This window comes from Ralstonia chuxiongensis, from assembly GCF_024158925.1.
In the GTDB taxonomy this organism is placed as follows: domain Bacteria; phylum Pseudomonadota; class Gammaproteobacteria; order Burkholderiales; family Burkholderiaceae; genus Ralstonia; species Ralstonia chuxiongensis.
Genome location: NZ_JAMYWC010000002.1, coordinates 535,411 through 560,999 on the forward strand (window position 1 = coordinate 535,411; position 25,589 = coordinate 560,999).

Annotated in this window: 28 protein-coding genes; 8 read left to right on the forward strand and 20 right to left on the reverse strand. The window is 64.4% G+C overall.

Annotated elements, in window-relative coordinates; genetic code table 11:
• Window positions 1-3: 3 nt before the first annotated feature.
• From NKG59_RS07115 to argS, 5 genes are all read right to left on the reverse strand, one after another.
• Window positions 4-849, reverse strand: coding sequence for a helical backbone metal receptor (locus NKG59_RS07115; RefSeq protein ID WP_253536095.1), 846 nt, complete (start codon window positions 847-849; stop codon window positions 4-6).
• Window positions 846-1,646 (reverse strand): SDR family oxidoreductase, encoded by an 801-nt coding sequence (locus NKG59_RS07120; RefSeq protein ID WP_045202380.1) that lies wholly within the window; start codon window positions 1,644-1,646, stop codon window positions 846-848. Before NKG59_RS07120 ends, NKG59_RS07115 begins: the two co-directional genes overlap by 4 nt.
• Before the next feature lie 119 nt (window positions 1,647-1,765).
• On the reverse strand, window positions 1,766-2,422 hold the full coding sequence (locus tag NKG59_RS07125; RefSeq protein ID WP_004633713.1) for a thiol:disulfide interchange protein DsbA/DsbL: 657 nt from the start codon (window positions 2,420-2,422) through the stop codon (window positions 1,766-1,768).
• Window positions 2,423-2,583: 161 nt separating this feature from the next.
• Window positions 2,584-3,294: an SPOR domain-containing protein gene (locus NKG59_RS07130; RefSeq protein ID WP_045202381.1), complete on the reverse strand. Its 711-nt coding sequence runs from the start codon at window positions 3,292-3,294 to the stop codon at window positions 2,584-2,586.
• A 60-nt stretch (window positions 3,295-3,354) separates the two neighbouring features.
• Window positions 3,355-5,145: an arginine--tRNA ligase gene (gene argS / locus NKG59_RS07135; protein ID WP_253536097.1), complete on the reverse strand. Its 1,791-nt coding sequence runs from the start codon at window positions 5,143-5,145 to the stop codon at window positions 3,355-3,357.
• 177 nt (window positions 5,146-5,322) lie between these two features.
• On the opposite strand from argS, the gene NKG59_RS07140 reads away from it, so the two are divergent.
• On the forward strand, window positions 5,323-5,646 hold the full coding sequence (locus tag NKG59_RS07140) for a DUF1840 domain-containing protein (RefSeq protein WP_024976829.1): 324 nt from the start codon (window positions 5,323-5,325) through the stop codon (window positions 5,644-5,646).
• Between the two features lie 127 nt (window positions 5,647-5,773).
• Here NKG59_RS07140 and NKG59_RS07145 read toward each other — a convergent pair whose 3' ends face one another.
• The 3 genes from NKG59_RS07145 to NKG59_RS07155 form a co-directional block, all read right to left on the reverse strand.
• Complete coding sequence (locus NKG59_RS07145; RefSeq protein WP_045202384.1) at window positions 5,774-6,331, reverse strand: ferritin-like domain-containing protein; 558 nt, start codon at window positions 6,329-6,331, stop codon at window positions 5,774-5,776.
• Between the two features lie 35 nt (window positions 6,332-6,366).
• Window positions 6,367-6,795 (reverse strand): hypothetical protein, encoded by a 429-nt coding sequence (locus NKG59_RS07150; protein WP_253536099.1) that lies wholly within the window; start codon window positions 6,793-6,795, stop codon window positions 6,367-6,369.
• Between the two features lie 143 nt (window positions 6,796-6,938).
• The gene (locus NKG59_RS07155; protein WP_092973607.1) at window positions 6,939-7,112 is read right to left on the reverse strand and encodes a DUF1328 domain-containing protein; all 174 of its coding nucleotides are present in this window, start codon (window positions 7,110-7,112) and stop codon (window positions 6,939-6,941) included.
• Between the two features lie 221 nt (window positions 7,113-7,333).
• Between NKG59_RS07155 and NKG59_RS07160 the strand changes: the two genes are divergently transcribed.
• A complete protein-coding gene (locus tag NKG59_RS07160) occupies window positions 7,334-8,776 on the forward strand; it encodes a sensor histidine kinase (RefSeq protein WP_045202553.1) in 1,443 nt (480 codons plus the stop codon).
• 80 nt (window positions 8,777-8,856) lie between these two features.
• Here the strand turns inward: NKG59_RS07160 and NKG59_RS07165 are convergent, their stop codons facing one another.
• The 7 genes from NKG59_RS07165 to NKG59_RS07195 all read right to left on the reverse strand — a co-directional run bounded on the left by NKG59_RS07165 (window position 8,857) and on the right by NKG59_RS07195 (window position 15,377).
• Entirely contained in the window at window positions 8,857-8,997 is a 141-nt protein-coding gene (locus NKG59_RS07165) for an entericidin A/B family lipoprotein (protein WP_024976825.1), read from the reverse strand.
• A gap of 73 nt (window positions 8,998-9,070) precedes the next feature.
• Entirely contained in the window at window positions 9,071-9,511 is a 441-nt protein-coding gene (locus tag NKG59_RS07170; protein ID WP_045202387.1) for a response regulator, read from the reverse strand.
• A 102-nt stretch (window positions 9,512-9,613) separates the two neighbouring features.
• Window positions 9,614-10,246, reverse strand: a complete 633-nt coding sequence (locus NKG59_RS07175; protein ID WP_009277190.1) for a response regulator — start codon at window positions 10,244-10,246, stop codon at window positions 9,614-9,616.
• A 311-nt stretch (window positions 10,247-10,557) separates the two neighbouring features.
• Window positions 10,558-10,971, reverse strand: a complete 414-nt coding sequence (locus tag NKG59_RS07180; RefSeq protein WP_253536101.1) for a hypothetical protein — start codon at window positions 10,969-10,971, stop codon at window positions 10,558-10,560.
• A 241-nt stretch (window positions 10,972-11,212) separates the two neighbouring features.
• Window positions 11,213-13,960, reverse strand: coding sequence for a methionine synthase (metH, locus tag NKG59_RS07185; protein WP_301288101.1), 2,748 nt, complete (start codon window positions 13,958-13,960; stop codon window positions 11,213-11,215).
• Complete coding sequence (locus NKG59_RS07190; protein WP_253536472.1) at window positions 13,957-14,310, reverse strand: bleomycin resistance protein; 354 nt, start codon at window positions 14,308-14,310, stop codon at window positions 13,957-13,959. Before NKG59_RS07190 ends, metH begins: the two co-directional genes overlap by 4 nt.
• Before the next feature lie 26 nt (window positions 14,311-14,336).
• Window positions 14,337-15,377 carry a homocysteine S-methyltransferase family protein gene (locus NKG59_RS07195; protein ID WP_045202391.1) on the reverse strand — a complete coding sequence of 347 codons (1,041 nt, stop codon included), beginning with the start codon at window positions 15,375-15,377 and terminating at the stop codon, window positions 14,337-14,339.
• 151 nt (window positions 15,378-15,528) lie between these two features.
• Between NKG59_RS07195 and NKG59_RS07200 the strand changes: the two genes are divergently transcribed.
• Window positions 15,529-15,921, forward strand: coding sequence for a rhodanese-like domain-containing protein (locus NKG59_RS07200; RefSeq protein WP_024976820.1), 393 nt, complete (start codon window positions 15,529-15,531; stop codon window positions 15,919-15,921).
• Window positions 15,922-16,034: 113 nt separating this feature from the next.
• On the opposite strand, the gene NKG59_RS07205 is transcribed toward NKG59_RS07200, so the two are convergent.
• From NKG59_RS07205 to NKG59_RS07220, 4 genes are all read right to left on the reverse strand, one after another.
• Window positions 16,035-16,292: a BTH_I0359 family protein gene (locus NKG59_RS07205; RefSeq protein WP_012760982.1), complete on the reverse strand. Its 258-nt coding sequence runs from the start codon at window positions 16,290-16,292 to the stop codon at window positions 16,035-16,037.
• A 319-nt stretch (window positions 16,293-16,611) separates the two neighbouring features.
• Window positions 16,612-17,451 (reverse strand): 3-oxoadipate enol-lactonase, encoded by an 840-nt coding sequence (gene pcaD, locus NKG59_RS07210; protein ID WP_045202393.1) that lies wholly within the window; start codon window positions 17,449-17,451, stop codon window positions 16,612-16,614.
• A gap of 1 nt (window position 17,452) precedes the next feature.
• The gene (locus NKG59_RS07215; protein WP_420804023.1) at window positions 17,453-18,583 is read right to left on the reverse strand and encodes a DUF3108 domain-containing protein; all 1,131 of its coding nucleotides are present in this window, start codon (window positions 18,581-18,583) and stop codon (window positions 17,453-17,455) included.
• Entirely contained in the window at window positions 18,549-19,421 is an 873-nt protein-coding gene (locus NKG59_RS07220) for an IclR family transcriptional regulator (protein WP_253536107.1), read from the reverse strand. Before NKG59_RS07220 ends, NKG59_RS07215 begins: the two co-directional genes overlap by 35 nt.
• A gap of 82 nt (window positions 19,422-19,503) precedes the next feature.
• Between NKG59_RS07220 and NKG59_RS07225 the strand changes: the two genes are divergently transcribed.
• Window positions 19,504-20,496, forward strand: a complete 993-nt coding sequence (locus NKG59_RS07225; protein ID WP_045202399.1) for a fumarylacetoacetate hydrolase family protein — start codon at window positions 19,504-19,506, stop codon at window positions 20,494-20,496.
• A 3-nt stretch (window positions 20,497-20,499) separates the two neighbouring features.
• Here NKG59_RS07225 and NKG59_RS07230 read toward each other — a convergent pair whose 3' ends face one another.
• Entirely contained in the window at window positions 20,500-21,408 is a 909-nt protein-coding gene (locus tag NKG59_RS07230; protein WP_253536109.1) for an IclR family transcriptional regulator, read from the reverse strand.
• A gap of 105 nt (window positions 21,409-21,513) precedes the next feature.
• Between NKG59_RS07230 and NKG59_RS07235 the strand changes: the two genes are divergently transcribed.
• From NKG59_RS07235 to NKG59_RS07250, 4 genes are all read left to right on the forward strand, one after another.
• Entirely contained in the window at window positions 21,514-22,518 is a 1,005-nt protein-coding gene (locus NKG59_RS07235) for an LLM class flavin-dependent oxidoreductase (protein WP_253536111.1), read from the forward strand.
• A gap of 84 nt (window positions 22,519-22,602) precedes the next feature.
• Window positions 22,603-23,766 carry an ABC transporter substrate-binding protein gene (locus NKG59_RS07240; RefSeq protein ID WP_253536113.1) on the forward strand — a complete coding sequence of 388 codons (1,164 nt, stop codon included), beginning with the start codon at window positions 22,603-22,605 and terminating at the stop codon, window positions 23,764-23,766.
• 68 nt (window positions 23,767-23,834) lie between these two features.
• The gene (locus tag NKG59_RS07245) at window positions 23,835-24,653 is read left to right on the forward strand and encodes an enoyl-CoA hydratase/isomerase family protein (protein WP_252691906.1); all 819 of its coding nucleotides are present in this window, start codon (window positions 23,835-23,837) and stop codon (window positions 24,651-24,653) included.
• Between the two features lie 49 nt (window positions 24,654-24,702).
• Window positions 24,703-25,587, forward strand: a complete 885-nt coding sequence (locus NKG59_RS07250; RefSeq protein ID WP_253536115.1) for a PhaM family polyhydroxyalkanoate granule multifunctional regulatory protein — start codon at window positions 24,703-24,705, stop codon at window positions 25,585-25,587.
• Window positions 25,588-25,589: the final 2 nt, after the last annotated feature.

Genomic DNA, 25,589 nt, shown 5'->3' on the forward strand with positions numbered 1-25,589 from the left:
ACCTTAACGCAGGGTCTTCGCAAACTGCCCCAGGTATCGCACGCCGTCGATTGCGCGGCTGCCGTACCACGACACCATTTCGCCATCGACGAGATAGACCGGTTTGCCGATCTGCTTTTCCAGCGCGTCGACATGCTCTTCGGTAAAGCTGTAAGGCTCGGTGGAGAGCAGCACGCAGTCGATGTTGCGCACCACCTCATCGCTCCAGCGGAACGTCGGGTAGCGCGTGTCCGGCCGGTTGGGGCGGGCGCAATCGCCGCTATTGTCGGTGCCGCATTGCACAGGCGCCGGATCGTCCGGCCACGTATGGCAGTTCACGAGCTTGAGCATGCGCGAGATGTACGTGTCGCGCGACACCGTCATCCACGGGTCTTGCCAGATGGCGTACAGCACGCGGTGCGGCAGAAAGTGGCGGCCGCGCAGTGCCTCCAACTCCTGCCTGAGCGCATCCGACAGCTTCTGCGCCTGCGCTTCGCGGCGAAAGATACCGCCCAGCAGCTGGTATAGCGCGAGGTTGTCTTCCGGCGAGCAAGGATGCGTGACGATGATGTGCGGGATGAATTCGCGCAGCTTGTCGACGGTCGGGCGCGTGTTCTCGTCAATGTTGACGATGACGTGCGTGGGCGCCAGTTCGCGCAACTTGTCGAGTTTGACGGTCTTGGTGCCGCCGACCTTCGGTACGTTGCGCACCGCTTCGCGCGGGTGGATGCAGAAGCCGGTGCGGGCGACCAGTTGATCGCCCAGGTCAAGCGAGAACAGCAAATCGGTAATCGAAGGGACCAGGCTGGCGATGCGCGGTGTGGTGTCGACAGGGGCGTGCGCGATGCCAGCCGCATCGGTGTAAGTCATGACGAAATCTCGGGGTTGCGGGGTTTGCGCCCGGCGCGCGCAAACGCAAAGTCATAGAGCCCGCGCGGCAGCACGTGCAGCAGCTTGGCGACGATGCCCATCGGCCATGGCAGCACTGTGAAGCGCACGCCGCGATGGATCGCATTCACAGCTTTCTGTGCGAAGCGGTCCACCGGCATCAGGAAGGGCATCGGATACGGATTGTGTTCGGTCATCGGCGTCTGGATGTAGCCGGGGGCGATCGTCACCACGCGCAAGCCAAGCGGGCCGAACTCCACGCGCAGACTCTCCATCAGCTTGATCACCGCCGATTTGGAGGCGCTGTACGCCGCCGCGCCGGGCAGCCCGCGCACGCCCGCCACGCTCGCAATGCCGACCAGCGTGCCGCCAGGCTGCCCAGGTTTGGCGCGTGCCAGCATCGGCCCGACGAACGGCTGGAACGTGTTGAGCACGCCCATCCAGTTGGTGTCCATCACGGTGGCAAAGGCTTTCAGGTCGCCGGGTTCGCGCAAGTCTGTGCCGACCGAGATGCCTGCGTTGGCGATCACCACATCGGGCAGCCCAACTGTGGCGATAAAGGCGTTGGCCACGTCGCGCATTGAATCAGCGCTACGCACGTCGGCCGCGTAGCAATGGCAGCGGCTCTGGATACCGGCAGGCAGCGTCTGCACAAACTCATGGAGCGCGTCGACACGTCGTGCGACCAGCCCGATCTTAGCGCCCTGCGCTGCGTACTGACGTGCCAGTGCCTGCCCGATCCCGCTGGAAGCGCCCGTAATGAAGACGATCTCGCTCATGTCGATGTCCTGTTGGTGTGAAGATGTGAAGAAGGCCGACGCACAAAAAACGCCCGCACAGGGGCGGGCGTCGATGGCGGTGTCACGCCCGGGCAGAGGCCCGGAAACGCGGCAACCCGTCACATCTTGCGGTTGCGCACCTGGTCGACGAGGTAGTCGAGCGTTTGGGCGGCACCCACGTTGCTGCCTGCATCTGCCGGCGAGGTGGTGTACTTGCCCTGCACGACCACGGTCGGTACGCCTTCGATCTTGTACTGATCGGCCAGCTGCGCGGCGCGTTTGGTATTGGCGTTCACACTGAACGAGTTGTAGGTGTCGCGGAACTGCTTTTCATCGACGCCGTTTGCGGCCATGAACTTGGCGATGTCATCCAGTTCGGACATCGAGCGGTAGTTCTTGTGCAGCTGGTCGAACACGCGGTCATGCAGCGTCTTGCCGCTGGCGTCTTTGGCGTCGAGCTTGCCCAGCGCTTCCAGCGTGTAATAGATGCGGGTATGCGGCTCCAGCTTGGCATTGAAGGCCACCGGCACGCGCTTGATCACCACGTCCTTGCCTTGCTTGGCGACCCACGCCGTCCAAGTGTTTTCAAAGTCGTAGCAGTGCGGGCAGCCGTACCAGAAGAACTCCGTCACTTCGATCTTGCCTGCGGGCACGGGCTGCGGCGTTTGCAGCACTTTGTATTCCTTGCCGGCGGTCGGCGCGGCATTGGCCGGTGCGGTCATCAGGAAGCCGGCGCCGGTGGCGAGGGCGATCAGGAAAGCAGCGAGTTTTTTCATGGTGAATGGACGACGGATTAGACGACGAACTGGACGAAGTAACGGAAAAACCAGCGAAATCGAGTGCCGAACCGCTCGACGCGGGTGTCAGCGTAACTGAATCTCAGGTTTCTGACCGATCACAGCCCGCGGGGTTCAAAGCGGGCTGCGCGGACTGCACGTTACTGGCGGGCGAAGCGGATGACCGAAGATTCCACGCCTGTCGATTGCAGGCGGCTGCGCACGGCGGTCATCTCGTCGAGCGAGTTGAACGGCCCCAGGCGCACGCGATACATGGTGGCGCCGTTCACCTCGCGCTGCGTCACCTTGGCTTCAAAGCCTTGCATGGCCAGATTGCCCTTCTGGCGCTCAGCGTCTTCGGAGGATTTGTAAGCGCCAACTTGCAGGAAATACCCCGTCTTGGCGGCATCCTGGCGAGCAATCTCGGCAATCGGGTCCGTCACCGGCTTCTCGTTCGAGGCAGTGACAGGCGGCTTGGGCGGCTTGGCGCCCGGTGCGCTTGCCATCTGCGGCGTCGAGCTCGGTTGGGCCGGGTGAATGGTGATGCCCGGCGGCGGATTGTTCTGCTCGGCGGTCTGATCGACCGGCTTGGCCGGCACGCGGCTCCACAGCGGCGCGTTCGGGTCCGCCGCCTGCGGGGCGCTGGCCTGCGGCGCGGGTTGTGCCGGCGCAGGAAGCGTGTTGACCACGTTGCCCGCTTCGCTCGGCTTGGGTTGCGCGCCGCCACGAGACACGAACGGTACCGGGGCCTTGGTGATGTACACCGCCACCACCACGGCGATCGCCAAACCGACGATCAAGCCCAGCACCAGACCCAGAAACGTGCCGCCCCGTTGCGAGCGGGCACGGGAAGATTGCGTATTGCGTGCCATGTCGATCCTTCTAGAAGCGCCCGATTATAAGAGCGCCGTGTGATGCCAAATCGTGCGCATTTACATCTTTTGCGGCGCGGACACGCCGATCACCGCCAACCCGTTGCGCAGCACCTGACGCGTGGCGGCCAGGAGCGCCAGACGGGCGCGCTTGACGGCCTCGTCGTCGACCAGCACGCGATCGGCGTTGTAGAACGCGTGGAAATCGCCAGCGAGGTCGCGCAGGTAGAAGGCCACGGCGTGCGGGGCCAGTTCGCGTGCGGCGTCGGCCAACATGTCGGGGAATGCGGCCAGGCGTTGCACCAGGGCTGTCGCCTGCGGGCTGACGTCCGGGCCCGTCACCGCAGCCAGATCGGCGTTGGTGAGCGACGCAGGGTCAACGCCTGCGCGTTCGAACACCGAGCAGATGCGCGCGTGAGCGTACTGCACGTAGTACACCGGGTTCTCGTCGCTTTGCTTGAGCGCCAGATCGACGTCGAAGACGAACTCGGTATCGGCCTTGCGCGACAGCAGGAAGAAGCGCACGGCGTCGCGGCCACGCGTGAAGCGCGCGGGCCAGTTCGGCTCACCGGCATCCACACAAGCGCGGATGGTGTCGACGCCAGCTTCGCTCTCGGCATCCCCGTTGGACCATTCGATCAGGTCGCGCACGGTCACATACGAGCCGGCGCGCTTGGAAATCTTGACCTCGGCGCCGTCCTTCATCACCGTGACCATCTTGTGCAGGACGTAATCCGGATAGCCCTTCGGGATGCCGATGTTCAGGCCCTGCAGGCCGGCGCGCACGCGGGCGATGGTGCCGTGGTGGTCGCTGCCCTGGACGTTGATGACCTGCGTGAAGCCGCGGCCCCACTTGGTCGTGTGGTACGCAACGTCGGGCACGAAGTAGGTGTAGGCGCCGTCGGACTTGCGCATGACGCGGTCCTTGTCGTCGCCGTCGTCGGTGGTGCGCAGCCACAGCGCACCTTCCTGCTCGTACGTCTTGCCGGCAGCAACAAGCGCGTCCACCGTCTGCTGCACCTTGCCTTCGGTGTAGAGCGACGATTCCAGGTAGTAGCGGTCGAACTTCACGCCAAAGGCTTGCAGGTCGATGTCCTGCTCGTTGCGCAGATACGTGACGGCAAAGCGGCGGATGGCTTCGATGTTTTCCACATCGCGCTCGCCCGTCACGGGTTCGCCATCGGAGGCGCGTGCGGTCTTGCCGGCGAGGTAATCGGCGGCGATGTCGGCAATGTAGTCGCCGTTGTAGGCGGCTTCGGGCCAGTTGGCGTCACCGGGTTTGAAGCCGCGCGCGCGGGCCTGCACGGAGACGGCCAGGTTGTGGATCTGCACGCCGGCGTCGTTGTAGTAGAACTCGCGGTGGACCTTGTGGCCTTGCCAGTCGAGCAGGCTCGCCAGCGCATCGCCCAGCGCGGCCTGGCGGCCGTGGCCGACGTGCAGCGGGCCGGTCGGGTTGGCGGAGACGAATTCCACCAGCACGGGCGCGCCGTCATGTGTATTGGCGGCGCCGTAGCGGTCGCCTTCCGCAAACACGGCGGCAATCACGTCGGCGCGTGCGGCGGCCGACAGGCGCAGGTTGATGAAGCCAGGGCCGGCGATCTCAACGGCGGACACCAGGCGTTGGCCGCGGGCATCGGCGCGGATGGCGTCGGCGATCTTGCCGGCCAGCTCGCGCGGATTGGTGCCCAGCGGCTTGGCGAGCTGCAGCGCGACGTTGCAGGCGATGTCGCCGTGCGCGGCCTGCTTGGGGCGCTCCAGGACGATCTCCGGTCGGGCTTGGCCCTCGGGCAGCAGGGAGCCGACGGCGTCGGACAACAAATGGGCGATCGTCTGTTTGTGGGAGGGCAGCATAAAGAAACCATGACGCCGGCAGTGCTGAAATGGATTGAAATCCAGTTCTGGCGCCGCCAGTTGCGTTGTTCGGGGAAAAGTACGAAATTTTATCAGGTGAGCCGTGGTCTCAGAGGTATCCGCCCCCAGTCATGGCAATCTGCGGCTCCCCCACCCAACCAAGGGAAACAAGAAATCATGATCACCTTTACTTCGCACGCTTCGCAAAAATTCTCGATGCAGAAGGATCTCGCCATGGTGCTGCTCGGCGTGATCGGCAAGACGCTGGGCGAGCGCGGTGTCATCACGCCCGAAGAAATGCCCCACGCCATCGATCGCCTCAAGCGCGCCATCAAGGATGACACGCACCAGGCACATATCAAGGTGGCCGAACTTTCGGCGCCCGAGCTGGACGAAGACGGCGAAGAAGAGCCGCCGCATCTCGGCCAGCGCGCCTATCCGCTGCTGCACATGCTGGAAGAATCGCTGGTCGAGAAGTCCAGCGTGCTCTGGGGCGTCTGAGTTTCGGGCGCAGGCCCAAAAAAATGCCCGGCCGCCAAACGGGGCGGTCCGGGCATCCGGCCACACGGGCCGGGAGCGGGGGAGGGGGCTGGCGCGTTGGCCGGTGTCTCGTCCTGCTGCGTTTGTGTTATTGGTCGTGGAGCATGTCGGACAGTTCGTCCGCGTGTTCCTCCTCAACGGCCAGAATCTGTTCCAGCACGCGCCGCGTGGTGGGGTCTCGGTCCCCGATGTAGCGGATCATCTCAAGGTAGCTGTCGATCGCGATCCGCTCGGCAACCAGGTTCTCCCTGATCATCTCGACCAACCCGTCGGCTTCCACGTATTCAGAATGGCTGCGCGTGGACAGGCCTTCCGGGTTGAAGTTGGGCTCGCCGCCCAGTTGCACGATGCGCGTGGCGATGCTGTCGGCGTGCGCTTGTTCCTCGTTGGCGTGCACGAGAAATTCTGCGGCGATCGGTTCGGCGTTGATGCCCTTGGCCATGAAGTGATGGCGCCGGTAGCGCAGCACGCAGATCAGCTCCGTGGCCAGCGCCTCGTTCAGCAGCCGCAGCACGGTTTCCCGATCGGCTTTGTAGTCTTCGGTCACCGCGCCTTCCTCGATGTGCTTGCGGGCACGTTCGCGCAAGGTTTTGATGTCGGTGAGGAAGCCGCTTTCCGAGGGGGCGGCGACGTTGGTCCGGCTCATGTGTTTGCTCCTGCGGGGTGATTGGCGGGTTGGGTTTATTCGCTGGCGTCGCGCCGGCTGCTGCCGCCGGCCAGCGCCACAACCAGCCCGATCGCCGCGCCAATCGCCACGGCTACACCCACTGACTTGAATGGCGCCGCAGTGATGGTTTCTTCGGTGCGATCGAGCGCCCAGTCCATGCGCTGGCGGGCTTGATGCGCGCGGTCGTTGGCGGCTTGGCGCAGCTGGTCGGCACGCGCATGCAGCGTGCGGCTGGCGCGCCGGGCTTCGGCGCTACCTTCGTCGGTCAGTGTATGGATGGCGTTTTCAAGGGAGCGCAGCAGGCTTTGCACGTCTTCCACGGCGGGGCGAGCAGCGTACCGGGCGTGGTCCACGGCGTCGCTGGCGCTGTTCATGGCGCGGTGCGCGCGATCATTGACGTCATCAATTCGGCTTCGGACGCGTTGGCTGGCAAAGAGTGACATGGTGAAGCTCCTCATCGTGGCGCCGCGGGAAACACACACGGGCGGCGCGGTTGGTTCGGGTGCAATCTCGGCGCTTGCGAAAGCGGGCCGCATGTCAATGGCATAGCAAGACACGGGCCGCGCTCGCGCCTGGGCTGTCTGCGCTAATCGACCGCCTTGAAGACCGTGACGCCCAGCACCAGAAACAGCACGAACAGCACCACGAAGATGAAGAACAGGACCTTGGCGATACTCGCCGCGCCTGCGGCAACGCCGGTAAAGCCCAGCACGCCGGCCACCAGGGAAATGATGGCGAAGATGAGTGCCCATTTCAGCATGTTGTCGTCTCCGATTCGGATGGATGGGGATGCAGGGCAACGGCACATTGCGTGAGGCCGGCGCCCTGTGGCGTACTCCACGCACATCGCGTGCCTGACCGGGGTGCGCCCGAAGTGTCGCCCGGGGCGCCCACGCGGTATCATCCGAATTGCCAAAAAAACACAAACGCAACGCGCGCCGCGTCGGGCGGTTTGACGCGTTTCCTATGGGTCTGCATGCCATGCGGTCATCCTTGCGCTCCACTCTGCTGCTCGCCGGCGGCATTCTGCTGACGCTCGGGGTGCTGATTGCCTCGGAGACGGGCAACATCCGCCTGAGCCAGGGCTATCGGCAGGTGATCCAGTCGCAGCAGGCTGAAACCGCCATCAACGAACTGCTTGCCGAGCTGGTGAACGCCGAGGCCGGGCAGCGCGGTTTCCTGCTCACGGGCAAGGACGAATACCTCGATCCATACAACAAGGCCATTCCGCATATTCATGCGTTGATGGCAGAAATTCGCGATCACTACGCCAACGATCCGGATGCGCTCAAGCTGTTCTCGGAGACTGCGCTCCAGGTGAGCCGCAAGCTTACCGAGATGGAACTCACGCTGATTTACGGCAAGCGCGACCTGGAAGTGGCGCTCGATCTGGTGCGCACCGATTTCGGCAAGGCATCGATGGAAGCGGTGCGGCAGGGTCTGGATCGGCTGCGTCAGCGTGAGATCGCCACCGTGGCCCGCAGCCTAGAACACGCCGAGCGCGATCTGGCGCTGTCGCGCTACGGCATTGCGCTCATCACGGCGGTCAACATCATCCTGCTGGTGGTGCTGGGCATGCAGCACGCCAAACGTCTTGCCGTGACGGAGCGCGAGCGCGACATGGCGGAGGAAGAAAGCCAGAAACTCGACCGGATGGTGCGTGAGCGCACGCGGCAGTTGTCCGACTTGGCCGCCCACTTGCAGCGCGTGACCGAAGACGAGAAGACGCGTCTCGCGCGCGAGCTGCACGACGAACTGGGCGCTATCCTCACCGCCACCAAGATGGACCTGCACTGGCTGCGTTCACGCATTCACGCCAACGAGCCGGCCATGAGCGAAAAGATCACGCGCGTGATGGCCCACGTGGATCAGGGCATCCAGATCAAACGCCGCCTGATCGAAGATCTGCGCCCGACGATTTTGCTCAACCTGGGTTTGGTGGAGGCGCTTTCGCAATTGACGGAGGACGTCGGCACGCGCAACGGCTGGCATACGGAAGTGAGCCTGCCTGACGACATGCCCAAGCTGACCGACGATGCGGCCATCGCGCTGTATCGCATCGTGCAGGAATCGCTGACCAACGCATCGAAATACGCGCATGCGACCACGGTGTCGGTGGCGCTCGATGTGGATGACCAGGGCGTGCGTTTGCGCGTGCGCGACAACGGCCGTGGCTTCCCGGCCGATATCGAGCGGCGCCGCATGGTCGGCCATCACGGCCTGCTGGGGATGGAGCAGCGCGCCATTGCGCTGGGCGGCACGCTCGTCATCGATTCAATGCCAGGCGGTGGTGTGACGATCATCGTTGAGCTGCCTCCCACCGATGCCGTATTCGACCGAGGTGCGGCCAACGAGCCGTCTGGCATGCAGGCGCTGACTGGCGGTATTGCGCCCGCGCCGGGCCACGGTGGTGCGACGGTGTAAGTCGCCCCGCGTGATGTCAACGCCCAAACAAAAAGCCCCATCGCGGGGCTTTTTGTTTGATGCCGGTGTAGCTGACGGCGTTACATCTTCTGCTTGGCGTTGTCGGCCGAGTTCTCCAGCTTCTGACCACCGGTCTGGAGGTCCTTGCCGGCTCCGGCCATGGTGTTGCAGCCGGCCAGGAATACACACGTCAGTGCAAGTGCGGCACACAAGGTCTTCATCGAACGCTCCTTGGGGGTGAGAAATGGCGTTGGGCGCGCGCCACGACAGCCGACGCGGCGGGCGCGAAGAATCTCAGGGGTGAAAGTGCTGCGCGGGCTGCTGGCGGGGGCGGCCGACGCCGGCGCGCTCTTCGATCACCTCGAACACCTTGTCGAGTTCGAGCGATTTGTCGAAGAAATAGTTGGCGCCTGCCTCAAAGCAGCGCTGCCGATAGGTCGGCACTTGCGCGTGGTTGGTGTAGACGATGCGCACGCTGGGCGACGCTTGATCGCGCAACGTTTGGAGGACCTTGAAGCCATTGCCCTGCCGCAATTGCAGGTCGACGATCACGACGTCGTAGTTGCCTTGCCCGAGAAGGCCCAGCGCCAAGTCTTCGGTATCTGCCCACTCGACCGTCGCTACGAACGCGGAGGCCTTGAGGTATTCCAGCACCATGCCGCGAAGCACCGGGGAGTCCTCGATCAGGAGGACACGCAGGCCACGGGTGGAGAGGGTGACGGCTTGATCCAGCATGGGTTGATGTTAGCCAGCGGGTTGCCGAGGTGGTATCAGGCGTTGTCCTACATGCCAGTTGGGTTTGCGGTGCGCCGAGGCGGTTTGGCGCCCAACCGGGTGCTACTCGACCAAGCCGTTTTTGATGGCGTAATACGTCAGATCGGCATTGGATTTCATGCCCATCTTTTCCAGAATCCGCGTGCGGTAAGTGCTCACCGTCTTGACGCTCAGGAACAGCTCTTCCGCGATGATCGATACCGATTGCCCGCGCGCCAGCTTGCAGAAGATCTGGAATTCGCGCTTGGAAAGTGTCTGGTGCAGGGGTTGATCGGTCGGCTTTTCCAGACCGCCAATCAGCAGCTCGGCCACCGTCGGGCTCACATAGCGACGGCCTTGCGACACGGTGCGAATGGCCTTCACCAGCTCATCCGGCGCGCTTTCCTTGGTCAGATAGCCCGATGCACCCGCGCGAATCAGGTTGATGGCGTACTGGTCTTCCGGGAAGGTCGACAGGATCAGCACCGGCAGATCGGGATGGCGCTGGCGAGCGAGCTTGAGGGTGTCGATGCCGTTGCGATCGGGCATGGAAATGTCGAGCACCACGACGTCAAAGGCGCCGGTGCGGAGTTGCTCCATCACCTCTTCCCCGCTGGCCGCTTCCCCCGCGACTTCGATGTCCCGCTCTTCGGACAGGAACTGTCGAAGGCCGGCACGGACGATCTCGTGGTCGTCCGCAATCAGGACGCGAATCATGCTGCTCCTTATGAGCGCGCTGGGCGGGCTGCCCGGCTCTGCGCGCTGCGCTTGTTGGTTCGATACGACAGCAATTGTATCGGACTGTTGCGCCGAAACGGGGCTCCTCTTGCTGGCGCGGTCTGGGGGAGTTGTCAGCGTTTCCATAAAAGACCTCGGGAATGTGCATGAATCGCAACATGTCGATGCCTGCCACTGAGCAATCCACGTGCCTGGGCGTGCGCGCCCAAAGAAAACGGGGCGGAAGAGTTCCGCCCCGGGGTCGCTAGCGGGGCGCCGGGCCGTGCCCAGCTATCCCGCGTAGTGACGTGTTACTTGGTCTGGGTAGTGGCCGTGGCGTTTGCGCCGGCGTCGGCGCTCAGGCCAGGAGTGGTCTCAGCCTTGGCAGCCTTGCCCGACTTCTCTGCCGACTTTTCCGTCTTGCTGACCGACTTGCCGACCTTGCCGGCGGTCTTGTCGATGCCGGCTTCCGCCTTGGCCTTGTGTTCGTGCGCGGCCTTGGCGCCGTGCTCGGCCTTGGTGTTCAGTTGACTCTTGGCGGACTCGGTGTCCAGCTTGGCGCCCGCATCGGCCTTCAAGCCCGCGCCGGTATTGCCTTGCACCGGAGCCACGGCAGCCGTGCCATTGGTTTGCAGCGATGCGCCGGCCGACGGGGTTTGCGCGTTGGCGTAAGCCGAAGCAGCAGCGATGGCGATGGCGGACAGGGAGATCAGCAGCTTGTTCATGGAAGAGACTCCTTTCGTTCTGAACGGCCACGCGAAGGATTCGTCGCGGCATCACTCTGTGTGTGTTGAGTGAATGGGTTCAGTCTATGGAGCCCTTCCGGTTACGACTGTTAGGGGGTGTAAGCCTTTGTAATGTAAGGATCGCCCCTCTTGAAACCCCGGCGAATCCAATGCCGGTAAGGGTTTGCGGACGTAAGACACAGTGTGGATCACGCCATGTCTTAAACGTCTTGTCACAGAATCAGAGATTCGGCGCGAGGGCGCGCTCCACAAAGGCGCGGTCTTCACCGCTGCGGGCGATCATGTCGTCCACTTGATCCTGTCCGATCTTGCCCAGCGTGAAGTACGTGCTGTCGGGGTGCGACAGGTAGAAACCCGAGACGGACGCAGCCGGCGTCATCGCCAGCGCTTCGGTCAGGTTCATGCCGATCTCCTGCGCGTCGAGCACGCGGAACATGTCGCGCTTGACCGTGTGCTCCGGGCAGGCCGGGTAGCCGGGCGCGGGGCGGATCCCCTTGTACTCCTCGCGAATGAGCGCGTCGTTGTCGAGCGTTTCATCCGCCGCATAACCCCACAGGTCGCGACGCACGCGGGCGTGCAGGCATTCGGCAAAGGCTTCGGCAAAGCGATCGGCCAGGGCCTTGAGCATGATCGCGCTGTAGTCGTCGTTGTCGGCTTCGAACTGCTTCTCGCGCTTTTCCACCCCAATGCCGCCCGTCACGGCAAACAGGCCGATGTAATCGGCAATGCCGGTGCTCTTGGGCGCAATGAAATCGGCCAGGCAGCGGTTTGGGCGCATCACGCCATCGATGATCGGGCGCTCGCTTTGCTGGCGGATGTTGCGCCAGGTGAGCGCGACTTCCGAGCGCGATTCGTCGGTATAGATCTCGATGTCGTCATCGTTGACGGTGTTGGCGGGCAACAGCGCGATCACGCCGTTGGCCGTGAGCCAGCGCCCGGCGATCAGCCGCGCGAGCATGCTCTTGCCGTCGGAGAACACGCGACGGGCTGACTCACCCACGATTTCGTCGTTGAGGATGTCCGGGAATTTGCCGGCCAGGTCCCACGTCTGGAAGAACGGGCCCCAGTCGATGTACTGCGCGAGTTCGTTCAGGTCGTAGTTGCGGAACACGCGGCGGCCGATGAACTTGGGCTTGGGCGGCGTGTAGTTCGACCAGTCGATTTTCGTCTTGTTGGCGCGCGCGGCGGCCAGCGACACCATCGGCTGGGCCTTCTTGTTGGCGTGCTGCGTGCGAATGCGGTCGTAATCCGCATGCAGCTCTTCGACGTAGCGCGCGGCGCCTTCGTCCGACAGCAGGCTCGACGCCACGCTCACCGAGCGCGAAGCGTCCGGCACATAGACGACCGGGCCTTCGTAGTTCGGCGCGATCTTCACGGCGGTGTGCACGCGGCTCGTCGTCGCGCCGCCGATCAGCAGCGGGATCTTCTTCACGCGGAAGTATTCGTCGCGCTGCATTTCCGATGCCACGTAGGCCATCTCTTCCAGCGACGGCGTAATCAGGCCCGACAGCCCGATGATGTCCGCGCCTTCCACCTTCGCCTTCGCCAGAATCTCGTTGCAGGGCACCATCACGCCCATGTTGACGACTTCAAAATTGTTGCACTGGAGCACGACGGTGACGATGTTCTTGCCGATGTCGTGCACATCGCCCTTGACCGTGGCGATGACGATCTTGCCGCGCGAGCGCACGTCGCCGCCGGCCGCTGCAATCTGGCGCTTTTCTTCTTCGATGAATGGAATCAGGTGCGCCACCGCCTGCTTCATGACGCGGGCGGATTTCACCACCTGCGGCAGGAACATTTTCCCGGCGCCAAACAGGTCGCCGACGATGTTCATGCCGTCCATCAGCGGGCCTTCGATTACCTGAATCGGGCGACCGCCTGCAGCAAAGATTTTCGCGCGGACTTCTTCGGTGTCTTCGACCACGTAATCGTTGATGCCATGCACGAGCGCGTGGGCCAGGCGCTTTTCCACCGGCTCCTGGCGCCAGGCGAGGTTCTCCTCACGCTTGGTGCCACCACCCTTGTAGCGGTCTGCAATCTCCAGCAGGCGGTCGGTGGCGTCGGGGCGGCGGTTGAGCACCACATCTTCCACGCGGTCGCGCAGTTCGGGGTCGAGGTTCTCGTACACACCCAACTGGCCGGCGTTGACGATGCCCATGTCCATGCCCGCCTGAATCGCGTAGTACAGGAACACGGTGTGGATCGCCTCGCGCACCACGTCGTTGCCGCGGAACGAGAACGACACGTTCGACACGCCGCCGCTCACCTTTGCGTACGGCAGGTTCTGCTTGATCCAGCGCGTCGCTTCGATGAAGTCGACAGCGTAGTTGTTGTGCTCTTCGATGCCGGTGGCCACAGCGAAGATGTTCGGGTCGAAGATGATGTCTTCCGGGGCGAAGCCGACCTTGTTGACCAGGAACTCGTAGCTGCGTTTGCAGATTTGGGTCTTGCGCTCGAACGTGTCAGCCTGGCCTTGTTCGTCGAAAGCCATGACCACGGCGGCCGCGCCGTAGCGCTTGATCAGCTTGGCATGGTGCGCAAACTGTTCTTCGCCTTCCTTGAGCGAGATGGAGTTGACGATCGCCTTGCCCTGCACGCATTTCAGACCCGCCTCGATCACGTCCCATTTGGACGAATCGATCATGATCGGCACACGCGCGATATCGGGCTCCGAGGCGATCAGATTCAGGAAGCGAACCATCGCCGCCTTGGAATCGAGCATCGCCTCGTCCATGTTGATGTCGATGACCTGCGCGCCGTTTTCGACCTGCTGGCGCGCCACGGCCAGCGCCTCGTCGAACTGGCTGTTCAGGATCATGCGCGCGAACGCCTTGGACCCGGTGACGTTGGTGCGCTCGCCGACGTTGACGAAGAGCGTGCTCTCGCCGATGTTGAACGGTTCGAGGCCCGAAAGACGCATGGGGCGCATGGAGTGGTCGGTCATGATGGTGCGGGGTTCGGTCAGGCGGCGGCGTATTCGCCGAGCTTCAGCAAGTTGCCGTGCGGGTCGATCACGTAGAGCTCTTTCATGCCCCACGCGCGCACCGCCGGCGGCGCGAGCTCCAGCCCGCGCGCGGTGAATTCTTCAAACAGGGCCTGCGTGCTCGGTACACGCAGGTAGCACGACGTGTGCTCGGCAATGCGGCGGTCGTCGCACAGCCAAAAATGGATCTCGGCGCCATCGCGGCTGACGATCAGGTAGTCGCCTGCAATCAATTCCTGCGAGAAGCCAAGCCGCTCCGTATAGAAGCGGGCCGACTCCTGCAGGTCCAGCGAGGCCAGTACGGGAATGGTGCTGTCGATGCGTGCGGTCATGTCGATGGCGGGAGTGATGCCCGAGCTCAAGCGGCTTCCTTGTACTGGCCCGGCCATGCGCGCGGCTTGCGATTCGCCACGCGCTCGGCAATCGCCTTGATGTGCTCTGGCGTCGTGCCGCAGCAACCGCCCACCAGATTCACCAGGCCGGCCGACGCAAATTCGTCGACCAGGCTGGAAGTGACCTCAGGCGTTTCATCGAAGCCGGTGTCGCTCATCGGGTTGGGCAAGCCGGCATTCGGGTAGCACGAGACGGCCGTGTCGCAAATCTTCGCCAGCTCGGCAATGTACGGACGCATCAGCGCGGCGCCCAGCGCGCAGTTCAGGCCAAAGGTGATCGGCTTGGCGTGGCGCAGGCTGTTCCAGAAGGCCTCCACGGTTTGGCCAGAGAGAATGCGGCCGGAGGCGTCGGTAACGGTGCCGGAGATCATCACGGGCACGCACTCGCCGGTGTCTTCGAAAAGCTGATCAATGGCGAACAGCGCCGCCTTGGCGTTGAGCGTGTCGAAAATCGTCTCGACGAGGAACACGTCCGCGCCGCCTTCGAGCAGCGCTTTGCCCTGCTCGTAATACGCGTCGCGCAGCAGGTCGAAGCTGACGTTGCGGGCGCCCGGGTCGTTCACGTCGGGCGAAATGCTGGCGGTCTTGGGCGTCGGCCCAAAGGCGCCCGCCACGAAGCGGGGCTTGTCCGGCGTGCTGTATTTATCGCAGGCCTCGCGTGCCAGGCGCGCGGCCACGACGTTCATCTCGTAAGCCAGCTCCGCCATCTTGTAGTCTTCCTGCGCGATGGTCGTCGCACCAAAGGTATTGGTTTCGATCAGGTCCGCGCCGGCCGCCAGGTATTGCTCGTGAATTTCACGGATGACGTCGGGGCGCGTGAGCACCAGCAGCTCATTGTTGCCCTTCACGTCGATCGGGTGGTCGGCAAAGCGCTCGCCGCGGTATTGCGCCTCGGTCAGCTTGTAGCGCTGGATCATGGTGCCCATTGCGCCGTCCAGGATCAGGATGCGCTCGCGAAGCAGCGCGGGCAGATTGGCGGCACGAGTGTAGGGCAGGGGCGCGGTCATGGGAGGGACTCCGAGGTGCTGCGGCCGGTCAAATATTCAGAATTTGCGGCCAAAGGTGAATTTTACCAGTCGCATCAATGACTTGCCGCCGTTGTGGGCAATCGCGCTCCTATAATCCACATCACGCCCTTTGCCCGCCCTGCCGCCTGCCATGCAACTGCTCGATCCCACAGACGCCCACGCCTTCCTGGAACGCACGCCCGCCGCGCTTTTTGTCGACTGCCGCAGTGAAATGGAACACCTGTTCGTGGGTCATCCGGCCGGCGCCCATCACGTTTCATGGAACGACGGCCCGCATTGGGAGGTGAACCCCGAGTTCGTGCCGACCGTGCGCAAACTGACCGGCCATGGCGTCGAGCGTCCCATTGTGCTGATCTGCCGGAGCGGCAATCGCTCAGCCGCTGCGGCGCACGCACTGGAAGAGGCGGGTTTCCGTGATGTCTATGTCGTGCGCCACGGCTTCGAGGGGGACCTAGACAGCACGCGCCATCGCAACACGCTGAATGGCTGGCGTCATGCGGGCCTGCCGTGGGAGCAATGCTAGAAGGACGCTATCGAACCGATAGTCGATCGACACATAAAAAAACGCCCGGCAGCGCCATGCTCCGGGCGTTTTTTGTTGATCCGTCTGGCGGGCGATCTTGCCCGCGCGATAGGTCAGTGCATCGTCACCGGCTGCGTCATCACCGTGTCGAATTTGCCGAGAAAGTCGTCGACTTCTTCAACGGTGGGCTCGCTGGCGATCAGCTTTTTCACATCCTCGCGGAAATGCTCGGCCAGCTCGCCGCCGAGGAAAATTTCACGTTTGAGGTTCTTGTCCACGATCTCGTAGCCACCCGCTGCCAGCATGGCGTGTTGGCCGTCTACACCGAACTCAACAACACAGTAGTTGTCGCTGTTGTAGATCATTTGCATGGTGCACCTCCGAGGCGTCAATCGTCTTGCTGTTGTGGGGACTGCTCTACTGCTGCACCGGGTAGATGGGGCCCACGACCACGACTTCAAGGGCCGATCAACTCCCGCCTCCTGACCGTTCTGCCCCATCTGCTCCTTGGGCTTAATGATCGGTCACAAAGTTCGCGAAGGCGAGCCGAAATGTGTGACGTGCGTTGTGATCGCGTAACAAGACCTTTCCGCTCCTGCACCGAAAGAAGCAACCGGCCTTCCGCCGTTTGGCGGGTAGACGACGGGCCGTGTGCGGGGCGCTTGCAACTATCGACAAGGCAAGCAGGCCTTATGGCGTGTCACATTGGCTCCCGCATCCTGCGTGCCCGAAGAACTCATCCAGATCGGCGAGAAAGGCCTCCTCCTGTTCGATAGGGGCCAAGTGTGCTGCGTCGGGAATCACTTTCAAACGGGCGTCGGGGATGTGCGAGGCGATCTCCTGCGCTACTTCCACCGGCGCACCGGTGTCTTGTTCGCCGGTCATGACGAGCGTTGGACAAGCGATGCGTGCAAGCGAGCTGCGTGTGTCGAGCGCCTTGATGGCCAGGCATGCACCGACATAGCCGTGCGGTGGCGTGGCGCGCAGCAACTCGCGAATGCGTTCAACAACGTCGGGGTGGGCTTCACGAAACGGCGTGGTCAGCCAGCGCTGTATCGTGGGTTCGACAATGCCGCTCATGCCGTGCGCTTCGACTTGGCCGATGCGTTCGTCCCACATGGCGTGCGCTGACACCGGCGTGTAGCACACGGTGTCGCACAGCGTGAGCGAGAGCAGTCGCTGCGGGTGCCGCACCCCCAAAATTTGCCCGACCATGCCGCCCATCGACAGGCCAACGAAATGCGCCTGTTCAATCGACAGCGCATCAAGCAGGGCGGCCACATCGTCCGCTAATTGGAACAGCGTGTAGGCGCCGTGCGGCGCGCTGGTCTTGCCATGGCCGCGTGCGTCATAGCGCAGCACACGGTGGCGGCTGGCCAAGCGTTGGGCGATGCTGTCCCACAGTTGGTGGTCCACGCCCAGCGCGTGCGCAAGCACGACCCATGGGCCATCTGCACCGTCGGTACGGTAGTGGATATCGATGCCGTTGGCGCGCACCGTGCCGGAGTTGGAGAGGGCGTTGGCGTCCATGTCAGCCTCCTTCCTGGGACTGGTAGACCAGATCGAATTGCATGCCGTTGGGCTCGGTCTGGCGCAGGCGTACTGGGAGCCAACCGTGATCGGCAGACAGCCAGATCTCTACACGCCGTTTGTCATCTGCACGGCGCGGCAGTCGTATGAAGTGTTGTGCACGAATCGTGCCGTTCGGCGTCTCGATGGTTTCCTCGCCGACATGCTGGACGCGGGCCACTTCCACGCTGTCGGTATCGGCGATCGGGAATTCCAGCGTAAGGCCCGGGCTGGCAATGCGCGCGGGGCCGCCCCGGGCCAATCCGGTCAATTGCAGGAAGACGCTGAAGCGGTCTTGCGTGCCTTCGGGCAACGGAAGCACGGCCGGCGAGCGGGTGAAAGTGACCGTGGGCGCGCTCTGTGCGCCGGATGCTGGGATGGAGTCGGTCGCGTAGTGGAACGTCGTCACGTCGGGTTGTCGGCGCCCGCGCACTTCTTCGTAGCGCGCGGGGGTTAGACCGTACGGGCCGACGGTGCCGGCGCTGCGAAACGCGAGTTTGCCGAAGAAGAGCGGCAACGGAATTTCCACGGCGAGCGTGTAAGTTTTGCCATCGGTGGCCCAGCGGATCACGCCATCTTCGTTGCGCACGCCGTTGACGTAAGTGGCGTACCGCAGCGTGGTCGATGGTGGCAGCGAGAATGCGTCGCCCGGCGGTGCAGGCGGCCCGCCCGGGCCTTCGCCGCTCAGATCCTTGACCACGCCGGTATCGCCCGAGGCTTGAGCGCCAGCGCTGGTGAATTCGGATGGATCCATGCTTGCCAGATCGGGCGCCGGCGACGTGGGTGTCGGCGCAGGTGGGGTCTGAGCACGCGGACGGGGCGGCGCCGGGCGGGGCTTGGGCGCAGCCGGGGGCGTTGGCGGCTGCACGGGCTCGGGATGCAGCAACAGCGCGGGGATGATCTGCTCGGGGGCCGGCGGCCACGTCACCTGACGGCTGCGCGCGATCCACACGACGGCAATGACGTGCAGCACGAGCACGGCCAGCAGCACGAGCCCGAACCGGCCAAGCCGATAGAAGCGACGCCTGCGGGGTTGCATGCTGTCGGTATTCAGTTCGTCAGGATTGCGGGGCGATGGGTGCAACGTATCCAAGATCGGCGGAAAGCTGTTGTGCGGCCAGCCGCAAGCGCCGCTCCAGCGGGCTGCTCCAAGTGGTGTCGAAGGTGCTTTGTGCGCCCAACGCGATCAGCACGAGACACAATTGGCCGTTGGCGTCGAACACAGGTAGCGACATCGCGTTGATGCCCGGCAATACGCCGCCGTGAATGCGCGAGGCGCCATGCAGGCGCACGTCGGCGCAGATGGCGTCGTAGGCTTCGAGCGTTTGCGGCAGCTCGGGGTTCTCGGCGCTCGGGGTATTCCCTGCTGCCGTAATGCGGTCCAGTTCGCGCTGGATGAACGAGCGCGTTTGCGCACGCGGCAAGTAAGCGCCGAACACGCGGCCGGTGGCCGAGTTCAGCATCGGCATCACGTCGCCCAGGCGCAGGCTGACCGTTACGGGATGACTGGCTTCTTCCCAGTGAACGATGGCCGGGCCCTGGTTGCCCCAGACGGCCAGGCCGATGGTGTGATCGATCTCGTCGCGCAGCGCGGCGGCTGCGGGCCGGGCGCGGCGCATCGGATCTTGCCGGTTCAGGCTAACCAACCCCATTTCCAGCGCGAACGGGCCCAGGTCGTAACGGCCTTCGGGCGTTTGCGTGACGAGCCCCAGGCGCGCAAAGCTCACCAGATAACGGTGCGCTTTGGCGGGGTTCATGGGCGCGGCACGCGCCAGGTCGCGCAGCATCATCGGGCCATCGGTGTGCGTGAGCACTTCCAGCAGCCGGAAGCCGACTTCGATGGACTGGATGCCCGAGCGCGCGGGCGCATCCAGCTCGCCATCGGCATCGGACTCCAGGTCGAGATCGGTGTCGGCGGGCAGCGGTGACATGGTGAGGGGTGATGGGTCGGTTCGGGCCAGTTTAGCCGATGCAAGGTGTACCATCCGCGCAGCCTTTTTTCATACAACGCACATGAAACTCGCCACCCTCAAGGATGGCTCGCGCGACGGTCAGCTGGCCGTGGTCTCGCGCGACCTGAAGACCGCTCACTTCGCCACGCACATCGCCGGCACGCTGCAGCGCGCGCTGGACGACTGGGCCTTCCATGCACCGCAGTTGCAGGATCTGTACGACCAGCTCAACGCGGGCCGTGCGCGCCACCCGTTTGCGTTTGACGCCGGCAACTGCATGGCGCCGCTGCCGCGCGCGTACCAATGGGCCGATGGCTCGGCCTATGTGAACCACGTTGAACTGGTGCGCAAGGCGCGCGGCGCCGAGATGCCCCCCGAGTTCTGGACCGACCCGCTGATGTACCAGGGCGGCTCGGATGACTTGGCTGGCGCGCATGACCCCATCGTCTGCCGCAGCGAAGCGTTCGGCATCGATTTCGAGGCAGAGGTGGCCGTTATCACCGGCGATGTGCCGATGGGCACCGAGCCGGCCGTCGCTGCCGAGGGCATCCGCCTGATCGTGCTGGCCAATGATGTGTCGCTGCGCAATCTGATTCCGACGGAGCTGAGCAAGGGTTTCGGCTTCTTCCAGAGCAAGCCGGCCACGTCGTTCTCACCCGTGGCCGTCACGCCCGATGAATTGGGCGGGGCCTGGCGCGAACGCAAGGTGCATCTGCCGATGACGGTGCGCTGGAATAACAAGAAGGTTGGCCAGCCCGAGTGCGGCACCGACATGGTGTTCGACTTCGGCCAGCTGATCGCGCATATCTGCAAGACACGCAACGTGCGCGCGGGCAGCATCGTCGGCTCGGGCACGATTTCCAACGTGGACCGCAGCAAGGGGTACGCGTGCATCGCCGAGAAACGCATGCTCGAAACCCTCGAATCGGGCGCGCCCGTCACCGAATACATGCGCTACGGCGACACCGTAAAGATCGAGATGTTCGACGCCAATGGCGTGTCGATTTTCGGTGCGATCGACCAGGAAGTCGTTGCCCCAGGCACGCAAGCGTAAGGCTTAAGCGGATTCGGGTGCCGTCTTCGGACGGCGCCCCCGCTTTGGCGCCGCGGCACCCGTTGTCAGCGCCTGCCCGTGATACCCCAGGCGCAGCGACAGCGTCCGCCCGGCTTCGCGCAGCAGCCGCGAGGCGGGACCTTCCAGGCTGGAATCGAACACGCTGGACAAGCCCAGCGCCGTGATCGCCCCCGCCAGCTTGCCTTGTGAATCGAGCACCGGCACGGCTACCGAATCAATGCCGTGCACCAACGTGCCGCCGATGCGCGCCACGCCCTCCTGCCGCACCGCCTGCCAGCGCGCGCGGCAGTTCAGCCAGTCGGTCAGGCCGGCCTTGCCGGCGCCGGGGCCGCGCAATTCGCGGTCGATGAGCGAGACGATCTGGATTTCCGGCATCCACGCGGCGCACGCCTGGCCCGTGGCGGAGTTCAGCAGCGGCATGACCGAGCCAACCCGCACGTTGACCGCCACCGGCCGGCCGCTGTCTTCCCAGCGCACGATGACGGGGCCGCGCGCGGTCCAGATCGACAGAAACACGCTTTCGTTCAGCCGTTCGGCCAGCTTCGGTAGCAGGTTGCTGCCCTCGCGCACGAAATCCACGTCGGACAGCGCCGACAGCCCGACCTGCAATGCCTGTGCGCCCAGCCGGTAGCGGGCGGAGGCGGGATCCTTCTCCACAAAACCCATGCGTTCCAGCGATACCAGATAGCGGTGGACCTTTGCGCGCGGCATGCCGAGCTGCCGGCCCAGTTCAGAGACGGCGTGTGCGCCACAGGCATGCGCCATCGCCGAAAGCACGGTCAGCGCGATCTCGGCGGACTGGATGCCAGCGCTGGTGCGTTCAGGCGCGGCGTCGTCTGCGGGCAATTCGTCAGGCGATGTATCCGGCGGCAGGGGAGCGTCGATGGGCATCTTGAAGTCTCGGGTGTCGCTTTATAAGATACGCGTTACGTAAAAAGATACAACCGGCGCGGCGGCCCCTGCGCGCTGGAAAAGACCTCGAACCCGGGAGACGCTATGAAGCTGTCGATCTTTTCCGTGCAGGACCACTACCCCGACCGGCCCCGCAGTCTGCCGCAACTCTACGCAGACGTCATCGCCCAGGCGCGTCATGCCGAAGCGCTCGGCTACGACACCTTCTGGGTGGCCGAGCATCATTTTCACGAGTACGGCGCCGTCCCCAACCCGGCGGTCTTTCTCTCGCATCTGGCCGCGCAGACGCAACGCCTGCGGCTGGGCACGGCCATCTCGATCCTTACCTTCCACCATCCGGCCACCGTGGCCGAGAACTACGCGATGGTCGATGCGCTCTCCGGCGGGCGGCTGTCGCTGGGCGTGGGCTCGGGCTACCTCAAGCACGAGTTCGAAGGCTACGACGTCGACCCCGCCATCAAGCGCGAGCGCTTTGATGAAGCCTTGATGCTCGTCGAGCGCTTGCTCGCTGGCGAGCGCGTGCACCACGCGGGCCAGTTCCACACGCTGCGCGACGTGCGCCTCAACGTGCTGCCAGTGCAGGCCCGCGTGCCGATCCACGTGGCGATCCTGCGGCGCGAGGCGGCGTATCACATTGGCCGGCATGGGCGGCGCATGCTGTTCGTGCCGTACGCGTCGGTCGACAGCTTCGACGACATCCGCACGTTGATGGACGATTACCTGCGCGGTTTGGCCGAAGCGGGCATTGCCGACACGCGTGGCATGGCAGCCGTCGCGCTGCACACGCACGTGGGCCCGACCGAAGCCGCCGTGCGCGCGACGGCCGCCAACGCGTTCGACCTGTACGTCGCCACGCGCCTCTATGCGCGCCGCCAAACCTACGACGATGTGCTGACCAGCGGCCTGTCGCTGTTCGGCACGCCCGACGCGGTGGCCGAGAAGCTCGCGCGGCTGTCCGACATGGGCGTCGATCACGTGATGGCGCTACACAACTTCGGGTTGATGCCGCAATCGGCCGTGCTCGAGTCGATGCGTGCGTTGGTGGAGGATGCGTTGCCCCGTGCCGGCATCACTGCGCTCGCTGCCTGAACCTGTCTAGCCTGGGCGACTCCGCATCGCCAAACCGCCGCAAAACCGCTACGCTCTTTGCCAAACCACGGGAGGAGACCCCCAATGCAGCGACCGAAGTGGCGACATGCGGGCGTACTGGTCGGTTTGGCTTTGCTGTCTTCCGCCGCGCTGGCGGACATCCGCATCGGGGTGACGGTGTCGGCCACGGGGCCGCAGGCCTCGCTGGGGCAGCCCGAGAAGAACGCCACCACGCTGTGGCCGCGCGAGATCGGTGGTGAGCGCGTCGACGTAATCGTCCTTGACGATGCGTCGGACACCACGCGCGCTGTCACCAACACGCGCAAGCTGATGAGCGAGTCCAACGTGGACGTGATCGTGGGTTCGTCCACGACGCCGAATACGCTGGCGATGATCGACGCGGCGGCCGAGGGCAAGACGCCCGTGATCTCGCTGGCCTCATCCGCCAGGTTGATCGAGCCGATGGATGCGAAGCGGCGCTGGATCTTCAAGACGCCGCATTCGGATTCGCACATGGCATCGCTCATTGCCGAGCACGCCACCGCGCACGGCGTGAAGACCATCGCCTACATCGGTTTTGCCAATGCGCTGGGCGAGGCCTTCCTGGCGGAGGTGCAGCGCTTTGCCGATCTCAAGCACATCCGCATCACCGATACCGAGCGGTTTTCGCCTACCGACAACAGCGTGACGGCGCAGGTGCTGCATCTGTTGGCCAACAAGCCGGACGCCGTGGTGATTGGCGGCTCCGGCACGCCCGCAGCGCTGCCGGCCCGCGCGCTCGCCGAGCGAGGCTACACCGGCAAGATCTACTTCAATCACGGCGTTTCCAACAACGATTTCGTCAGGCTGTGCGGCAAGGATTGCGAAGGCGCCTACGTGCCGACCGGCCCCGTGATGGTCGCCGCCGAATTGCCCGACACCAACCCCGCCAAGAAGCAGGCGCTGGATTTTGCGCGCCGCTACGAGGCCGCCTTTGGCAAGGGCAGCGTGTCGATCTTTGCCGCCTACACGGGCGATATCGGCTTGCTGCTGCAGCGTGCGGTGCCGGTCGCGCTCAAGCGGGCCAAGCCGGGCACGCCGGCCTTTCGCGAGGCGCTGCGCGATGCGCTGGAGCAGGTGCGTGACCTGCCCACCAGCACCGGCGTGGTCAACATGAGCCCGCAAGACCACGTGGGCCTGGACCAGCGCGCCCGCGTGATGGCGCAGATCCGCAGTGGCCAATGGCGCCTGGCCGATACAGCGAAGTGACGATAGCGCACATCTCGCGTTGCACGCGCGATCTCATCCGCTATGCTTGATCCATTACCTCGGACGCCATGACCTCGCTCGCTCCCCGCTTTGCCCGCTACCAGGCGCTGACGCTCGTCCAGCACGGCCCCATCCTTGAAATCGTGATGGGCGCGGCGCAGTCGGCCAACCGCAAGCTGTCCACGGCCGATGCCGGCCTGCACCGCGAGCTGGCGGAGATCTGGCGCGATGTGTCCGCCGAGCCCTCGGTACGCGTCGCACTCATCCGCGGCGAGGGCAAGGGCTTCTCGGCCGGCGGCGATCTGCACCTCGTCGAGCAGATGGCCGAAGACTTCGACGTGCGCACCCGCGTCTGGCACGAGGCACGCGACCTCGTCTACAACGTCATCAACTGCGACAAGCCCATTGTCAGCGCCATGCACGGCCCGGCCGTGGGGGCAGGGCTGGTCGCCGGATTGCTGGCCGATATTTCCATCGCCGCGAAGGACGCCCGCATCGTCGACGGCCACACGCGCCTAGGCGTGGCGGCGGGCGACCATGCAGCGATTGTCTGGCCGTTGTTGTGCGGCATGGCCAAGGCCAAGTATTACCTGCTGCTGTGCGAGTCCATGACCGGCGAGGAGGCCGAGCGCATTGGGCTCGTCTCGCTGGCCGTGCCCGAAGCGGACCTCGTCAACCGCGCATTCGAAATCGCCGAGCGCTTGGCGGCGGGTTCGCAGACGGCCATTCGCTGGACCAAGTACGCGCTGAATAACTGGTTGCGCATGGCGGGCCCGAGTTTTGATACATCGCTGGCGCTTGAATTCATGGGTTTTGCGGGCCCCGACGTGCGCGAGGGCATTGCGAGCCTGCGCCAGAAGCGTCCGCCCACGTTTGATGGCGCCTGATGGGAAACACGCCCGCACGCCCGACCCCGACCGATTTGTAGGAGACACCATGTTCACCCAGATGCCCAATTTCGCTGAAGGCGGTTTCGATTTTCTGCGCAAGCTGTGGGGCGGCGGCTTTGCCGGGATGGCCGGTGGCGGCATGCCCAACATGGCCAGCTTTGCCGCGCCGCCGATGGATCTCGAGGAAATCGACAAGCGCATCCATGACCTGCGCGCTGTTGAGAGCTGGCTGCAACTGAATGCCAGCCTGCTGCGCACGGCAATCCAAGGGCTGGAAGTGCAGCGCGCCACGCTGGTGGCCTTGCAGACCTTCGGCTCCGCGCTGTCGCCAGATGCCATGAAGTCCGCGTTCGACGGGCTGACGCCGGGTGCGACTTCCACTGACGAAGAATCCAAGCCCGCGTGGCCGCACACGGCCGCCACAGCCAAGCCGGCCGAAGACGAACCGCCGCCCGAAGACGAGGCCGAGGCCGAGGCAGAAGAAGACACGGACGACGACCAAGCCGAAGCCCGCGCCGAAAATGCACAGGCTCAGGCCCAGGCCGCCGCGCAGGCGCAAGCTGCTGCACGTGCCGCCGCGGCTGCGCTGGATCCCTCGCCGTGGTGGAACATGCTGCAGCAGCAGTTCAACCAGATCGCCAGTTCGGCTGCCGCCGCCATGCCGATGCCGCAGAACTTGATGCCGGGCTTCCCAGGCGGCTTCCCCGGGTTTGCCGGTGCGCCGGGCGCGGAAGGGTTGGATGCGGCGCCGGAAGACATCGAAGAGAAGACGGTGCCGGCCAAGCCCAAGCGTGCTGCCGCCAAGCCGGCGCAGAAGCCGACCGCCAAGACGCCTGCGGGCAGCACGGCCAAGCCAGCCACCAAGAAAGCGGCTGCCAAGAAAGCGCCGGCGAAATCTGCGCCGCGCAAGCCCGCCAACGACACGCCCTGATC